We start from the raw sequence: 15,409 nt of genomic DNA, 5'->3' as shown, positions 1-15,409 counted from the left end.
CCCTGCGCAGCCTACCCGCCCGGCCAACCCACAGCTGGCGCCTTCAGCGACCACCCACGAGGGGCTGCGCCGTTCGCAGGAAACCCTCAGTCGTCCGCGGACACCGTGCGCCCCGACGCCCACTCCCGCAACGCCGCCACCTGCTCGGCCATCAACACCGACAACGGCCGCGTCGTGCGGATCTCACCCATCAGCAGCTCGGTATCCAGCGGCCGGCCTTCGGCGTGCGCCGAATACAACCCGGCCACGATCGCCTGCTCGATTTCCGCACCGGAAAACCCGTGGGCCGCCGCTGCCAGTGCCGGCAGCGCGAAGTCGTCGGCATTGAGCTGGCGCCGCCCCAGGTGCAGCCGCAGCAGTTCCACGCGCACATCGGCCGAGGGCAGGTCGACGAAGAAGATCTCGTCGAAGCGACCCTTGCGCAGCAGCTCGGCGGGCAGTTCGTGTACCTGGTTGGCGGTGGCCACGATGAACACCGGCGCCTTGCGCTCGGCCATCCAGGTCAGCAGATAACCGAGCACGCGGCGCGACACGCCGCCATCCTCGGTGCCGGTGGCCAGGCCCTTCTCGATCTCATCCATCCACAGCACGCACGGTGCCAGCTGCTCGGCCGAGGCCAGCGCCTGGCGCAGGTTGGCTTCGGTCTCGCCGTGGTACTTGTTGTACAGCGCACCCACGTCCAGGCGCAGCAGCGGCACGCCAAAGCCTGCAGCAGTGGCCTTGGCCAGCATCGATTTGCCGCAGCCCTGCACGCCCAGCAGCAGCATGCCGCGTGGTGGGTCCAGCCCGGCCGGTGCCGAGCCGGCGATGAAGGCGACGCGACGCTGGTTGATCCAGCGCTTCAGCCGATTGGCCCCGGCCACATCGCCGAAGCGGGCGCTGTCATGCTCGAAGAACAGGTGACCGCTGCGGTTGAGCAGCTCGAACTTCAGCCGCGCCAACTGTGGCAGGTCGTCATCGCGCAGCGCGCCATCGGCGTAGATCAGCTGCCGCGCGATGCGCCGCGCATCGACCAGGCTCAGCCCCTGCAGGTTCTTCAGGATCTTCTTGACCGCCTCGCTGTCCACTTCCACCCGGCGCCCGCCGTGTTCGCGTGCATAGGCATCGGCTTCCTCGCGCAGCATCTTCAACAGCGCATTGGCGTCGGGCAGGCGCGGGTTGAAGCGCACCGCCAGCGCTTCCAGTTCGGCCGGGAGCTCCACCTTGGCGCCGATCAGCACCAGCACGTGCGGTTCGCTGTGGCGGCGCTGGATCAGGTCGCGCAGCGCACGCTGGTGGCTGGCATAGCCCAGGTAAGGGTGGAAATCGAGCAGCAGGTACACCCCGCGCTGGTCGGCCTGGCGGATCATCTGCAGTGCGGCGCTGGCGTCGGGCGGGCCCACAGGCTCGTCCTCGCGTTCCAGGTCGATGCGGCGCAGGCCCTCGGTGATCGACCAGCGGTGCAGGGCCCGCCAGACATGCATCAGCGTCTGCCGGAACAGCTCGACGATGCGACCCTCATCCTGGGTCTCGACCACGATCAACGGCGTGTTGGCGCGGATCAGTGCGCTCAGGTCCTGCAGTTCGCTCATGGCGGTTCGGTCCTTCGGGGGCGCCACGATAGCAAAGGCAGGGGGCGCTGGTTCAGCACGGCTCTACCTTCCGTCACCATCGGCGGTGTACGCTCGGGGCACGTACCCGGAAGCGAGGCTGGCATGAAGACGATCCTGGTGGCCGGTTCCAAAGGCGGGGTGGGCAAGTCCACCATCGCCACCCACCTGGCCGCGTACGCGGCATTGCAAGGCAAGGCCACGGTGATCGCCGATGCCGACCCGCAAGGCTCCAGCACCCGCTGGGCACAGCGCCGGGCCGGGCTGGAAAGCGCGGTGCTGCCGATCGACGTGTACCGCAAGAAGCAATGGGCGCAGAAGCTGCCCGACGGTACCGAAACCGTGGTGATCGATGCACCGGCCGGCGCACTGGCCGACGATATCCCGCATTTCCTCGACGCTGCCGATGCCGTGGTGGTGCCGGTGCTGCCCTCGGCACTGGACATCGAAGCCATCGTCGGCTTCCTCAACAGCCTGGCCCAGGTACCGCGCGTGCACAGCCGCAAGCTGCCGGTCGGGCTGGTGCTGAACCGCACCAAGCCCTGGACCCAGACCTCGCAGCAGGCCCAGCAGATGCTGGCTGACTGGCCCTATCCGGTGGTCGCCCAGCTGCGCGACAGCCAGAGCTATGTGGTCATGACCGGCCTGGGTCGCAGTCTTTTCGATTACCGCTCCGCCCAGGTGCGCGAGCACCAGGCCGACTGGGAACCCCTGTTGTCCTGGCTGAAACTGTAAGAGCCGTAGGTCTCCATCCCTTTATTGGAATCCCGCAATGCGCGAACTGATCCTGCTCCGCCACGCCCACGCCGAACCGGCCACTACCGGCCAGGCCGACCTCGACCGGCCGTTGTCGCCGGTGGGGCTCGCCGAAGCCGAAGCCGCCGGCAAGTGGCTGAAGGAGAACAACCTGCTGCCCGATTGCGTGCTGTGTTCCCCCTCGCGGCGGACCCGCGAAACCCTGGAAGCGGTGATGGCAGCCATCGGCTATGTCGAAAAGCGCCTGGAAGACCGCATCTACGAGGCCACCCCGGGCACCCTGGCGGCGCTGGTGGACGAGCGCCGTGACCTGGACCGGGTGCTGATCGTCGGCCACAACCCCGGGCTGGAGCAGCTGGTGGCACTGATGACCGATGGCACCAGCAGTGATTACCGTGGCATGCCGCCGGGCGGCGTGGCCGTGCTCGGTTTCGCCCGCGAGGCAACGATCGAGCCGGGCGTGGCCAGCCTGAACGCCTTCTGGTGGCCGTGAGCCGATGAGGGTGGCGTTGCCGGGCCGCTGCCTGCTGCCAGTCGTTCTGGCGATCGGCCCGGCCTGGGCCGCCGCACCGCCACCGACCGCGCTGCCGGCGGTCGTGGCCGAGTCGCCGCGTACGCTGCAGCTGGATGTGGTGCGCTCGCAGATCGGTTTCGAAGTCCGCACCCGTTTCGGCCAGCGCATCGAGGGCGTGTTCCCGCGGTTCGAGGGGCGTATCGAGGTGCTGTCCGATGGCCGTCACCAGGTTCACCTGAAGATGTTCACCCGCACCGTGGAGATCCCCGGCAAGGACCGCTATACCGGCTGGATGCGCGGCCCGGAGTTCTTCGACGCTGGCCGTTACCCGTTCGTGGAGTTCGACTCGCTGCCGTACTGGCCGGAGACGGTCGCCGAGGGAGGCGGCATCGATGGCCGGCTGACCCTGCGCGGCGTCAGCCATCCGGAGACACTCAAGGTCGAGAAAGCGGAATGTGCCCGACCGGGCTATGATTGCGACGTCGTCAGCCGCGGTACCGTGCAACGAGGTCGGTATGGCATGGACAGCTGGCAGCTTGCCTTGAGTGACCGAGTGACTTTCGTATTGCGTGCGCGCCTCAGCGAGGCGCCGAAACCGTGAATCCCTTGCTGCGTGTATTGGCGCTGGCAACCGTGTTGCTGGGCAGCGGCTGCGCGTCGCTGTCGCATGCCCAGCGTGATCGCGCCGAGGCGATCGCCGTACAGGCACGCTCGACCCAGGTGGATTGCCAGCAGGCCGACCGCTGCGCGCTGGACTCACCCCTGCGGGCCTTGGCCGGCAGGGCGTTCAGCGAATCGACCCCGGAACAGCCGCGGCACTACGCCACCCTGCTGGACGAGGGCGAAGGCGCGCTGGTCGCGCGCCTGAACCTGCTGCGCAGCGCCACCCGCAGCATCGACCTGCAGACCTACATCTTCGACAAGGACGACAGCGCCCGCCTGGTCATCGACGAATTGCTGGCGGCGTCGCGGCGCGGGGTGAAGGTGCGGCTGTTGATCGACCAGCTTTCGGCGATCTCCGACCTGCAGATCCTCGGCGCACTGGCCGGCGCCCACCAGAACTTCCAGCTGCGGGTCTACAACCCGACGTTCGGCAAGGCCCGGTTGAACTACTTCGACTATGCCGGCAGCGTGCTGTGCTGCTTCCGCCGCTTCAACCAGCGCATGCACAACAAGCTGCTGGTGGTCGACGATGCGGTTGGCGTGGTCGGTGGGCGCAATTACCAGGACGACTATTACGACTGGGACCGCGAATACAACTTCCGCGACCGTGACGTGCTGATCGCCGGGCCCGAAGCACGGGCGATGGCGGCCAACTTCGATGCGTTCTGGCGCGCGCAGCGCAGCGTGCCGGCCGAGCGCCTGAACGATGTCGGCCGTACCTTGCTCAAGCAGGGTGTGCCGGTGCTGCCGCCCGCGCAGTTCCGCAGACCCGAACGAGTGGAGCGGGTCAGCGAGGAGGCCAACGACGTCGACTTCGTCACCCGATCGTTCGTGGACACTGCCTTGCCGGTCGCCTCGGTGCGCTATGTGGCCGATCTGCCGCGCAAGCACCGCCGCGAGCGCGCCGACGCGCCCCTGGCCGGGCAGCATGTCACCGAGCCGCAGCTGGATGCACTGATTTCCAACGCGCAGCACGAAGTGATCCTGCAGACGCCCTACCTTGTGCTGTCCAAACCGGCACAGAAGCTGTTCCGCGAGCTGCGCAAGCGCCCGCAGCCACCCCGCGTGGTGGTGTCCAGCAACAGCCTGGCCGCCACCGACAACCCGATCGTGTATGCGCTGTCGTACAAGTACAAGCGGCGCAACATGCGCGAACTCGGCTTCAACATTTTCGAATTCAAGCCGTTCCCGCTGGATGCTCCGGTCGATTACCGCAACCTGCTGCCCGACCCGATCGCCGCGCCGGGCAGCGATACCGGCCGCAACCCGCTGCTCGGTGGCAGCGCGGCGGGCAGCAATGCCGGTGGCGGCGGTGGCGATGTGGTGGCCACTGCGGAAGCGGACGCCCCGCCGGCGCGGGTGATCCATCCGCGTACCGGCAGCGCCTATGAGAACGGTCGTGCGCGTCGGCGTGCCGCCGGCAGCGAAGTCGAGACCCGCCTGCTGCGTACCGAAACGCGCCCTTCGTTCCTGGGCAGCAAGGCGGTCAACAAGCCGCTGCCGGTCACCCGCAAGGGCGCGCGCATGGGCCTGCATGCCAAGTCGCTGGTGGTCGACCGCCGCATCGGCGTGGTCGGTACCCACAACTTCGACCCGCGCAGCGAGAACTACAACACCGAAGGCGCGGTGATCATCGACGATCCGGCCTTCGCCGAGCAGCTGGCCCAGAGCATCCTGCGCGATACCCATCCGCAGAACTCCTGGACGGTGGCGCCGCGTGCCAAGCCGCCGGTCCTGTCCGGTCTGAACTACAGCGTCGGCAAGGCCTCCGAGGCGCTGCCGATCCTCGACTTCTGGCCGTGGCGCTACGCCACCGACTACGAGTTCAAGCCGGGCCCGGACTGCCCGCAGCCACTGCCGCGGCAGAGCGCCGATTTCCACCGCTGCTATGTCGCGGTGGGCGACTTCCCCGAGGTCAACGTCGGGCCGAAGTGGCTGCTGGTACGCATGCTGACCGCATTCGGCGCCGGCCTCGTCCCCATCCTCTGAAGGTAGCCGCATGACCCAGGTATTCCGCGAAGCCGTTTCCATCGAGCAGCTCAACGCACTCAGCCACAACACTGCCATCAGCACCCTGGGCATCGTCTTCAGTGCCGCTGGCGAGGACTGGCTGCAGGCGACCATGCCGGTGGATGAGCGCACCCGCCAGCCGTACGGCATCCTCCACGGCGGCGCCTCGGTGGTGCTGGCTGAAACCCTGGGCAGCAGCGCCGGCAACCTCTGCGTGGATACCGCCAAGCAGGTCTGCGTGGGCCTGGAGATCAACGCCAACCACGTCCGCGCCGTGCGTTCGGGGACGGTCACCGGCACCGCGCGCGCGGTGCACGTGGGCCGCAGCACCCAGCTGTGGGAAATCCGCATCGAGGACGAGCAGGGCCGGCTGGTCTGCATCTCGCGGCTGACCCTGGCCGTGGTGGCGGCCGGCCACGGTTGAGTCCTGGCGGCAGCAGTGACGGCGGCGGAACCCAGCGTTCCCCGCCAATGGCCGCCGTCAATGAGACTTATGGCCGAATTCGGCTGGCAGCGATGGCAGCCCTCCGGTATCGTGCGCGGATGACTTCCCCCACTCCGGCCCCCCGCGGCGGCGTGGCGCGTGTGTGCCGTTACCTGTACCGCGTACCGCTGCTGTTGGTCCACATCACCGTGTTCCTGCCGCTGATCCTGATCGGCATGCTTCCGCCATGGGGCGAGCTGCGCGTGGGCGACGATACCTTCGGCGCCAAGGTGGTGAACTGGTGGCAGGGCGGGCTGATGTGGATCTTCGGCTTCCGCCTGTCGCGTGTCGGCCAGCCGCTGCCGGGCGCGGTGCTTTTCGTCGCCAACCATGTCAGCTGGGTCGATATCTCCATCCTGCACAGCCAGCGCATGATGGGCTTTGTCGCCAAGCGCGAGATCGCCAGCTGGCCGGTGGTCGGTTGGCTCGCCGCGCGCGGCCAGACCATCTTCCACCAGCGTGGCAACACCGAATCACTCGGTGGGGTGATGCAGGTGATGGCCGACCGCCTGCGCGCCGGCAAGGCCGTGGGCGTGTTCCCGGAAGGGCGTACCCGCGGCGGTCACGACGTTGGCCCGTTCCATGCGCGCATCTTCCAGGCGGCAGTCGAAACCAGCGTGCCGGTGCAGCCGGTGGCGCTGGTCTATGGCGTGCGCGGCGATGCACAGACCATCGTGGCCTTCGGCCCGGGCGAGAGTTTCTTCGCCAATTTCCTGCGCCTGCTCGGTGAGCCGGCGCGGCATACCGAAGTGCATTTCCTGGAGCCGATCGGCACCCAGGACCTGGAAGGCCGTCGGCGCATCGCGGAAACCTCGCGCGCGCGCATCGTGGCGGCCATGAGCGGGGATTGAGGCGAGGGTGGCCGTGTTTCCGCCACCGACCCTCGACGCTGATGCGCCGATGCTTACCGCGTCCGACTATCAGCCGCCGCGCTGGCTGCGCAATCCGCACCTGCAGTCGATGCTCAGCTCCAGCCGCATGCGCCTGCAGCGCGGCCTGCTGCTGCTGGCCGCCACCGGCGCGGTCAGCGAGGAGCTGATCCTCGATGGTGGCGAGGGGGTGCGCCTGCAGGGCTGGCACAGCCATGTCGAAGGGCGCGAACCGCGCGGCATCGCCCTGCTGCTGCACGGCTGGGAAGGCAGCGCCGAATCGAGCTACATGCGCATGGCCGCTGCCCGCATGCTGGAGCAGGGGTTCGACGTGGTGCGGCTGAACTTCCGCGACCACGGCAATACCCATCACCTCAATCCCGGCATCTTCCACTCCAACCTCATCGACGAAGTGGTGCATGCCGCGGGCGATGTCGCCCAGCGCTGGCCTGATCTGCCGATGGTTGCGGCCGGCTATTCGCTGGGTGGCAACTTCGTGCTGCGGCTGGCCCTGCGCGCGCCGGCCGCCGGTGTGCCGCTGCAGCATGTGGCCGCGGTCTGCCCGGTGCTCGATCCGGGGCTGACCATGGAGAACATCGAGAACGGCCCGGCGATGTACGACTGGTATTTCCGCCGCAAGTGGGCCGGCTCGCTGCGTCGCAAGCGCGATCTGTTCCCCGAACTGAGCGATTGCGACGACCGCGTGCTGAACATGGACATCCGTTCGCTGACCGCCTGGCTGGTCGAGCGGCACACCACGTTTGGTTCGCTGCAGGCCTATTTCGATGGTTATTCCATCGCCGGCGACCGCCTGTCCACGCTGCAGGTGCCCGCTGACATCCTGATGGCGCAGGACGATCCGGTGATCCCCTACGCGACCTTCCGCGATTGGCAGCTGCCGCAGCAGGCGCGGCTGGAAACCGCCTGCTGGGGCGGCCACTGTGGGTTCCTGGAAAACTGGCGCGGCGATGGCTTCTCCGAACGCTGGGTCGCACAGCGCCTGCGGCGGGTCCTGCCGGGCTGAACCGGCACCGGCGCGCGGCCCGCTACAATGCGGGTTTGACCTTGAACCGGACGGCCATGCAAGACCAGATCCTCCAAGCGTTGCGCCAGAACGATGCCGGCCAGGCCGTGCAGCTGGCCCAGGCGTGGACCCGTGACGAACCCGGCAAGGCCGAGGCCCACCGCTGGCTGGCGCTTGCGCTGCAGCAGCAGGGCCAGGCCGAGGCCGCGATGGAGGCGTTGCAGCAGGCGCTGCAGCTGGCGCCCGATGATGCCCAGCTGCACCTGCAGCACGCCGGCCTGCTGCTGGCACTGCGCCAGTTCGACGGCGCCGATGAAGCCCTGCTGCGCACCACCGGGCTGGACCCCAACGCTTTCCCCGCCTACCTGATGCAGGCGCACCTGGCGGTGGGCCGCAATGATTTCGACGAGGCCCAGCGGCTGTCGACCCTGGCCTCGCGGCTGGAGCCGGACCATCCGGAACTGCTGACCATCGATGGCATGGTCGCGCTGCGCCGCGGCGACGCCGACCGTGCGCTGGCCCTGCTGTCGGCGGCCAGCCAGGCGCTGCCGGACGATACCCGGGTGCTGTACGCACTGGGCTTCGCCTATATGGGCAAGGAGATGCTGGCGTTCGCCGAGCAGGCGTTCCGTCGCGTGCTGGCGTTGAATCCGAAGATGTCCTCGCTGCACGGCATGGTGGTGCAGCTGGCATTGCGCCAGGGCAACGTCGATGCCGCCGCCGAGGCAATGCAGCAGGCGTTGCAGCAGCCGGAGCTGGACGTGCCGCCGATGCGCCGCCTGGCCGGCGAACTGGCACTGCGCAGTGGCCAGCCGCTGCAGGCGCTGGAACACCTGCTGCCGCTGCTGCAATCGCTGCAGGGTGATCGCCAGGTGCTGCAGCTGCTGTTGATGTCCTGGCAGCGCCTGGGCCGCGAAGATGAAGCCCGCGCACGCCTGGATGAGGCGCTGGAAAGCAATGACCAGCTGCATGACCTGTGGCTGGCCCGACTGGCCGTGGAAGACGTCGGCAGTGCCGGCGCCGTGGCCGCCGTGGAGCGCTGGATGGCAGCCATGCCCGGCCACCTGCCTGCGCTGGAAGCGCGCATGCGCCTGCATGACATGGCCGGCGAGCACGAGCAGGGCGAAGCCATCGCCGAACGCATCACCACCCTGGAACCGGGCCGCGTCAGCGGTGAGAGCCGCCGCGTCGAAGGGCTGCTGCAGCGTGACCCGGCCGCCGCCGTGGAGCGCGTGCAGGCCTTGATCGCACAGGCACCGGAGGCACACCGCGCCGACCTGCGCACCTGGCTGGGCGAAATCCAGGATCGCGCCGGGCAGCCGGAAGAAGCGCTGCGTACGTGGATGGCGCTGCAGACCGACCAGGCCTCGCAGCGGTTGCCGCTGCCGCCGCAGGCCAAGGCACCGCCGAGCTGGCCGGAGATGGCCAGCATCGACGAGGCAACGCGCGACAGCGGCTCGGCTCCGATCTTCCTGTGGGGCGCGCCGGGTTCGGGCGTGGAGCGGGTGGCAACCGGCCTGGCCGCTGCCAGCCCGGTACTGCGCAGCGATCGTTACACCGCCAATCCACCCGACGATGCCTTCCAGAACTACAACACGCTGCAGGACCTGGCGTCGGGCGTGCTGAGCCCGGAACGCCTGGTCGAGCGCTGGCGCGAACACCTGCCGGCCCGCGGCCTGGAAAGCGACACCGTGATCGACTGGCTGCTGTGGTGGGACAACGCGCTGTTGTGGGCATTGCGCCCGCAGTTGCCGCAGGGCCGCCTGCTGCTGGTGCTGCGCGACCCGCGCGACATGCTGCTGGACTGGATTGCCTATGGCGCCGCCGCACCGCTGGCGATGACCTCGATGGCCGAAGCCAGCCAGTGGCTGGTGCGCTCGCTGACCCAGATTGCCGCGCTGCACGAAGAGGATCTGTATCCGCACGTGCTGCTGCGCATCGATGACATCGGCAACGATGCACATGCGATGGCCGATCTGCTGGGCCGCGTGTTCGGCCGTCCGATGCCGCCGGCTGCACAGTTGGGCGCACCGCGTCTGCCCGCCGGCCACTGGCGCAGGTATCGCGACGTGATGGGCGCCGCCTTCGCCCAGCTCACCCCGGTCGCAGTGCGATTGGGTTACCCGGAAGAGTGAGGAGCATCAGATGCAACTGAGCAGTCACAGCCTGGTCAACGCTGCGCCTATCGACCGTGAGTTCGCCGCCGGCGATGCCAACGGCTTCGCCCCCGACCGCAACCCGCACCTGGCCTGGAGCGGCGCGCCCGACGGCACCCGTTCGTTCCTGCTGGTGTGCGTGGACCCGGACGTACCGACGGTGCCGGAGACGGTCGGCCGCGATGACATGCGCGTGCCGCGCGATCAGCCGCGCGGCGATTTCGTGCACTGGGTGATGGCTGACATCCCGGCCTCGGTGCAGGAGATCGCCGCGGGCAGCTGCAGCGATGGCTTCGTGGTGAAGGGCAAGACCGCGCCGGCCGGCCCGGCCGGCAGCCGTCAGGGCCTGAACGATTTCACCGGCTGGTTCGCCGGCAATCCGGACATGGCCGGTGACTACCTGGGCTACGACGGCCCGTACCCACCGTTCAACGACGAGCGCGTGCACCGCTACTTCTTCCGCGTGTTCGCGCTGGACGTGGCCGCGCTGCCGCTGCCCGAGCGCTTCACCGCCGCCGATGCGTACCGTGCCATGCACGGCCACGTACTGGCCGAAGCGGCGCTGCACGGCACCTACACGTTGAACCCGGCGTTGGCCTGAGGCCAGGCATCAGGGAGTGCCGGCCGCTGGCCGGCATCCGCTGTATGTGGCAGCCGGCCAGTGACCGGCTCTACCCGTCAACGAGGAAGGGCGGCCCAAGGCCGCCCTTTTCATTTCACCGGCAGCGGCGCGGGTTTGAACACCAGCACTTCGCCCTTGGCATTGCGCACGACCAACGCACCGGTATCGTCCAGCGCGAGGGTCGGTGCGGTATCGCGACCGTGAAACAGCGTTTCGGCTCGCCGTTCCTGCGCATCCACCTTGGGATTGATGCACAGCGCGGTGGTCTGGATGCCGTTCTCCAGGATCAGCCGGTCGTCCTGCAGGCGGTAATGACTGCTGGCCTGGTTGCACAGGTTCAACTCGCTCATGTAGCCGGGTTGGAAGCGCAGGGTGTACGGCTGCCGGCCCCTGACGAACAGCGCGTCGATCCGCTTGCCCTGCGCGTCGGTGGCGCGCGCGAGCTGCCACAGACGGGCTTCAAGCTGCTCGGTGGTGGGTGTGCTGGCGGCGTGTGCATTGCTGCCAGCACCGATGGCCAGCAAGGCCAGTGCGAGCATGTACGTCCTTTTCATGTCGGTCTCCCTGATGCATAGGGGTAGTGCCGGCCGCTGGCCGGCATGTTCCGTAGGTCGCCGGAGCTGTGTGCAGCTGCCGGCCAGCGGCCGGCACTATCCACAACGAAGAAGGGCGACCTCGCGGCCGCCCTTCTGTTTTCTTACTTCTTCTCGATGGCTGACTCGACCACCATGTCCAGCACGTACGCCTGCGACGGCGCATCGGCCGGCGGGTTCTTCACTTCGTAGCGCTTCACGCGCACCACGTTGCGCACGCCGTCTTCGTGGGTGTAACCCTCGATGCTGCCGTAGAAGTTCTCGAACTTGCCCGGCTCACCCTGCTTCAGGCCCTTGTCGTCGAACTTCACTTCGCGCACCTGCAGGCACTGGTAATCCGGGATCAGCGGGTGCGAGCACTTCTCGGTCTTCGCCGCCACTTCCAGGAACACGGTCTCGCCGGCGCCGCCATAACGGGTTTCAGCGGTCGGTTCCGGGTTGAACACCAGCACGTCGCCCTTGGCGGTGGTCAGGGTCAGCACGCCGTTGGCGTCCTGTTCGGCCTTCAGTTCGCCCTGCAGACGGCTGGAGACGGCTTCGTCCAGCGCCATCAGCGCCTTGTCGGTGCAGGCCATCATGGTCGAGGCCATCGCGCTGACGCTCAGCTTGCCGTCGGCCAGGGTGTAGCCGCCGCCCATGCGGTTGCAGGTGTTGCTGACCGACAGGCGGCCATCAGCGAAGTCCAGGGTGACCGGCTTGTCTTCGCGGGCGAACAGCGCATCGATGCGCTTGCCGTCGGCCGCGGTAGCCTGCTGCAGCAGCCAGTGCTGGCTCTGCAGGCGCTGCGCATCCAGGTGTGCCAGCGCCTTCTGGTCGCCGGCCTTGGCTGCCGCCGGGGCCAGGTCGTCACCACCGGTACCGGCCGGGGCGGGGGTCTGGCTGCAGGCGGCCAGCAGGGCCAGCGGGAGGAGCAGGGTGAGCTTGCGGTTCATGGTGATTCTCCTTGGGGAACCGAGGGGGAAACGGATCGGGGCCGGCAACGGGGTTACCGTGCCCCGGCGCTGTTCAGCTGCCTGACGGCAACCACAGCAGCAACGCAGCGCCCAGGGCGATGCGGTAAATCGCGAAGGCCGTGAAGCGGTGCGACTTGATGTAGCCCATCAGCCACTTCACTACGACGAAGCCGGTGATGGCAGCGGCAACGAAGGCGACGCCGACGTCGGTCCAGTTCTCGCTGGCCAGGTTTCCTTCCTTGGCCAGTTCCAGGAAGGTGTAGGCGCTGGCGGCGAACATGGTGGGGATGCCGACCAGGAACACGAACTCGGCGGCGGCCGCGCGGCGGCTCAGGCCCAGCAGCATGGCCAGGAAGATCGCCGAGGCCGAGCGCGAGGTGCCGGGGAACACACCGGCCACCACCTGCGCCAGGCCGACGCCGATGGCCACCGTCCAGGTCACCTGGTCGCGGTCGGGCAGGCGCGCGGTATAGGCCTCAACCAGCAGCATCCAGATGCCGCCGATGATCAGCGCCCAGGCCACCGGGCTGACGGTTTCCGGCAGCGACCAGCCAGCCTTGCGCACCACCAGGCCGACCACGGCGGTTACCAGGAAGGCCGCGCCGAGCTTGAACACGTACTCGCGGTTCTCGCGCTGGCCGAAGCCGGTGGCCAGCTGCAGCAGGCGCTGGCGGAACACCAGCACCACGGCCAGGATCGCACCGGCCTGGATGATGATGTTGAAGAAGTCCGATCGCGCGCCCAACCAGTGCTGGGCGATCAGCAGGTGGCCGGTGCTGGAGATCGGCAGGAATTCGGTCAAGCCTTCGAGGATGCCCAGCAGCAGGGCGGAGAGCAGATCAGACATGGACGGTGCGGGCGCGGGCGGCGGAAGAAGCTCGAAAGAATAGACGATCCACGCTGCACCAAACGGGTGCGTCTGGTCATCGGTGCACCCGTTTGGTGCGCATGGTTCTGCACCTCGCTGGGGCGGTCGCTTTGAAATCAACGACTTGTGAAGGCCAAAAAGTTGGCACGGTCATTGCTGTACCTCAGCAGGCATTCATTCCCATCCGAGGTCGTACCGATGTCTGTGGAAACCGTAGAGAAGCTGATCAAGGACAACCAGATCGAGTTCGTCGATCTGCGCTTCGTCGACATGCGTGGTGTCGAACAGCATGTGACCTTCCCGGTCAGCATCGTCGAGCCGTCGCTGTTTGAAGAAGGCAAGATGTTCGATGGCAGCTCGATCGCCGGCTGGAAGGGCATCAACGAGTCGGACATGGTGCTGCTGCCGGACACCGCCAGCGCCTACGTCGACCCGTTCTACGCCGATCCGACCATCGTGATCAGCTGCGACATCCTCGACCCGGCCACCATGCAGCCGTATGGCCGTTGCCCGCGCGGCATCGCCAAGCGCGCCGAGTCCTACCTGAAGTCCTCGGGCATCGCCGAAACCGCGTTCTTCGGCCCGGAGCCGGAGTTCTTCATCTTCGACTCGGTGCGTTTCGCCAATGAAATGGGCAACACCTTCTTCAAGGTCGACTCGGAAGAAGCGGCGTGGAACAGCGGCGCCAAGTACGACGGCGCCAACAGCGGCTACCGTCCGGGCGTGAAGGGCGGTTATTTCCCCGTTCCGCCGACCGACACCCTGCACGACCTGCGTGCGGAGATGTGCAAGACCCTGGAACAGGTCGGCATCGAAGTGGAAGTGCAGCACCACGAAGTGGCCACCGCCGGCCAGTGCGAGATCGGCACCAAGTTCAGCACCCTGGTGCAGAAGGCCGACGAACTGCTGCGGATGAAGTACGTCATCAAGAACGTCGCCCACCGCAACGGCAAGACCGTCACCTTCATGCCCAAGCCGATCGTCGGCGACAACGGCAGCGGCATGCACGTGCACCAGTCGCTGTCCAAGGGCGGCACCAACCTGTTCTCCGGTGACGGCTACGGTGGCCTGAGCCAGATGGCGCTGTGGTACATCGGCGGCATCTTCAAGCATGCCAAGGCGATCAACGCCTTTGCCAACTCGGGTACCAACAGCTACAAGCGCCTGGTGCCGGGCTTCGAAGCCCCGGTGATGCTGGCCTACTCGGCGCGCAACCGTTCGGCCTCGTGCCGCATTCCGTGGGTGTCCAACCCGAAGGCGCGTCGCATTGAAATGCGCTTCCCCGATCCGATCCAGTCGGGCTACCTGACCTTCACCGCGCTGATGATGGCCGGCCTGGACGGCATCAAGAACCAGATCGACCCGGGCGCACCGAGCGACAAGGATCTGTACGACCTGCCGCCGGAAGAAGAGAAGCTGATTCCGCAGGTCTGCTCTTCGCTGGACCAGGCCCTGGAAGCGCTGGACAAGGACCGTGAGTTCCTCAAGGCCGGTGGCGTGATGAGCGATGACTTCATCGACGGCTACATCGCGCTGAAGATGCAGGAAGTGACCAAGTTCCGCGCGGCGACCCACCCGCTGGAATACCAGTTGTACTACGCCAGCTGACCGGTTGCGATGGCGGTGGGTACCCCCTCCCTCCTGCCGCCATCGCATCCGTCTTCGCGGCTGGGGAGCCGCGGTCAGATCGGGGTCGTTGCACGGGGTCGGATCCCTTTCATGCATGAAAGGGCTCTGACCCCACGCCAAGGACCCCTGATCCAGGGGCAAGAGAGAGACCGGATACGCGACATGGGCCGCCCTCCCTCCCGCGTCGGCCGTGCAAGGAGAGAGGCACGGCTGTCCCGGCCCGGTTCGTGTCCGGTGCAACAGCCACGGCCATCACCACGATGGCCCGTGGTTGCCTGATGCCATCGCGCGTTGGCGCGCTGGCCCCATCCACCATCGGGACATGCGCATGAAACTGATCTCCGCCATCATCCGACCGTTCAAGCTCGACGAGGTCCGCGAGGCCCTGTCCGATGCCGGCGTGTCGGGCATCACCGTGACCGAAGTGAAAGGCTTCGGCCGCCAGAAGGGCCACACCGAGCTGTATCGCGGTGCCGAGTACGTTGTCGACTTCCTGCCCAAGATCAAGATCGAAACCGTCGTCACCGACGAGCGTGCCGAGGCAGTGATCGAAGCGATCCAGTCGTCTGCCGGCACCGGCAAGATCGGCGACGGCAAGATCTTCGTGACCGCTGTCGAGCAGGTCATCCGCATCCGCACCGGCGAAATCGGCGCCGACGCGCTGTAAACCCCCTTCCGG

The 15,409-nt window shown here is 67.4% G+C and carries 15 protein-coding genes; 11 read left to right on the top strand and 4 right to left on the bottom strand.

What is annotated here, in order from left to right:
• Positions 1-86: 86 nt before the first annotated feature.
• On the bottom strand, positions 87-1,571 hold the full coding sequence (locus MRBLST15_RS15925; protein WP_265952868.1) for an AAA family ATPase: 1,485 nt from the start codon (positions 1,569-1,571) through the stop codon (positions 87-89).
• Between the two features lie 123 nt (positions 1,572-1,694).
• Between MRBLST15_RS15925 and MRBLST15_RS15920 the strand changes: the two genes are divergently transcribed.
• From MRBLST15_RS15920 to MRBLST15_RS15880, 9 genes are all read left to right on the top strand, one after another.
• Positions 1,695-2,324 (top strand): ParA family protein, encoded by a 630-nt coding sequence (locus MRBLST15_RS15920; RefSeq protein WP_367786710.1) that lies wholly within the window; start codon positions 1,695-1,697, stop codon positions 2,322-2,324.
• A gap of 37 nt (positions 2,325-2,361) precedes the next feature.
• Positions 2,362-2,838 carry a SixA phosphatase family protein gene (locus tag MRBLST15_RS15915; RefSeq protein WP_032977995.1) on the top strand — a complete coding sequence of 159 codons (477 nt, stop codon included), beginning with the start codon at positions 2,362-2,364 and terminating at the stop codon, positions 2,836-2,838.
• Between the two features lie 4 nt (positions 2,839-2,842).
• Positions 2,843-3,460 (top strand): YceI family protein, encoded by a 618-nt coding sequence (locus tag MRBLST15_RS15910; protein ID WP_265952870.1) that lies wholly within the window; start codon positions 2,843-2,845, stop codon positions 3,458-3,460.
• Positions 3,457-5,511, top strand: a complete 2,055-nt coding sequence (locus MRBLST15_RS15905) for a phospholipase D family protein (protein WP_367786707.1) — start codon at positions 3,457-3,459, stop codon at positions 5,509-5,511. The genes MRBLST15_RS15910 and MRBLST15_RS15905 overlap by 4 nt, the downstream gene beginning before the upstream one ends.
• A gap of 10 nt (positions 5,512-5,521) precedes the next feature.
• Positions 5,522-5,956 carry a hotdog fold thioesterase gene (locus MRBLST15_RS15900; protein WP_099819508.1) on the top strand — a complete coding sequence of 145 codons (435 nt, stop codon included), beginning with the start codon at positions 5,522-5,524 and terminating at the stop codon, positions 5,954-5,956.
• A gap of 119 nt (positions 5,957-6,075) precedes the next feature.
• Positions 6,076-6,867 carry a lysophospholipid acyltransferase family protein gene (locus MRBLST15_RS15895; protein ID WP_089241724.1) on the top strand — a complete coding sequence of 264 codons (792 nt, stop codon included), beginning with the start codon at positions 6,076-6,078 and terminating at the stop codon, positions 6,865-6,867.
• Between the two features lie 7 nt (positions 6,868-6,874).
• Positions 6,875-7,909, top strand: coding sequence for a YheT family hydrolase (locus MRBLST15_RS15890; RefSeq protein WP_265952872.1), 1,035 nt, complete (start codon positions 6,875-6,877; stop codon positions 7,907-7,909).
• A 56-nt stretch (positions 7,910-7,965) separates the two neighbouring features.
• Positions 7,966-10,044, top strand: coding sequence for a tetratricopeptide repeat protein (locus tag MRBLST15_RS15885; RefSeq protein ID WP_367786705.1), 2,079 nt, complete (start codon positions 7,966-7,968; stop codon positions 10,042-10,044).
• 10 nt (positions 10,045-10,054) lie between these two features.
• Positions 10,055-10,666, top strand: a complete 612-nt coding sequence (locus tag MRBLST15_RS15880) for a YbhB/YbcL family Raf kinase inhibitor-like protein (RefSeq protein ID WP_367786703.1) — start codon at positions 10,055-10,057, stop codon at positions 10,664-10,666.
• A gap of 110 nt (positions 10,667-10,776) precedes the next feature.
• Here the strand turns inward: MRBLST15_RS15880 and MRBLST15_RS15875 are convergent, their stop codons facing one another.
• The 3 genes from MRBLST15_RS15875 to MRBLST15_RS15865 all read right to left on the bottom strand — a co-directional run bounded on the left by MRBLST15_RS15875 (position 10,777) and on the right by MRBLST15_RS15865 (position 13,080).
• Complete coding sequence (locus MRBLST15_RS15875; RefSeq protein WP_312704913.1) at positions 10,777-11,241, bottom strand: META domain-containing protein; 465 nt, start codon at positions 11,239-11,241, stop codon at positions 10,777-10,779.
• Positions 11,242-11,384: 143 nt separating this feature from the next.
• Positions 11,385-12,212, bottom strand: a complete 828-nt coding sequence (locus tag MRBLST15_RS15870) for an META and DUF4377 domain-containing protein (RefSeq protein WP_100461799.1) — start codon at positions 12,210-12,212, stop codon at positions 11,385-11,387.
• A 73-nt stretch (positions 12,213-12,285) separates the two neighbouring features.
• Entirely contained in the window at positions 12,286-13,080 is a 795-nt protein-coding gene (locus MRBLST15_RS15865) for an undecaprenyl-diphosphate phosphatase (protein ID WP_180164621.1), read from the bottom strand.
• A gap of 219 nt (positions 13,081-13,299) precedes the next feature.
• Here MRBLST15_RS15865 and glnA point away from each other — a divergent pair, with 219 nt between their 5' ends.
• Both glnA and MRBLST15_RS15855 read left to right on the top strand, forming a co-directional pair.
• Positions 13,300-14,709, top strand: coding sequence for a type I glutamate--ammonia ligase (gene glnA / locus MRBLST15_RS15860; RefSeq protein ID WP_205406109.1), 1,410 nt, complete (start codon positions 13,300-13,302; stop codon positions 14,707-14,709).
• A 349-nt stretch (positions 14,710-15,058) separates the two neighbouring features.
• Positions 15,059-15,397, top strand: a complete 339-nt coding sequence (locus MRBLST15_RS15855; RefSeq protein ID WP_164275288.1) for a P-II family nitrogen regulator — start codon at positions 15,059-15,061, stop codon at positions 15,395-15,397.
• The last annotated feature ends 12 nt before the right edge of the window (positions 15,398-15,409 follow it).

Origin of the sequence: Stenotrophomonas sp. LST15-1-1.1, from assembly GCF_040815575.1 — a bacterium.
GTDB lineage: Bacteria > Pseudomonadota > Gammaproteobacteria > Xanthomonadales > Xanthomonadaceae > Stenotrophomonas > Stenotrophomonas lactitubi_B.
This window is presented reverse-complemented; position numbering and strand designations above follow the sequence as displayed.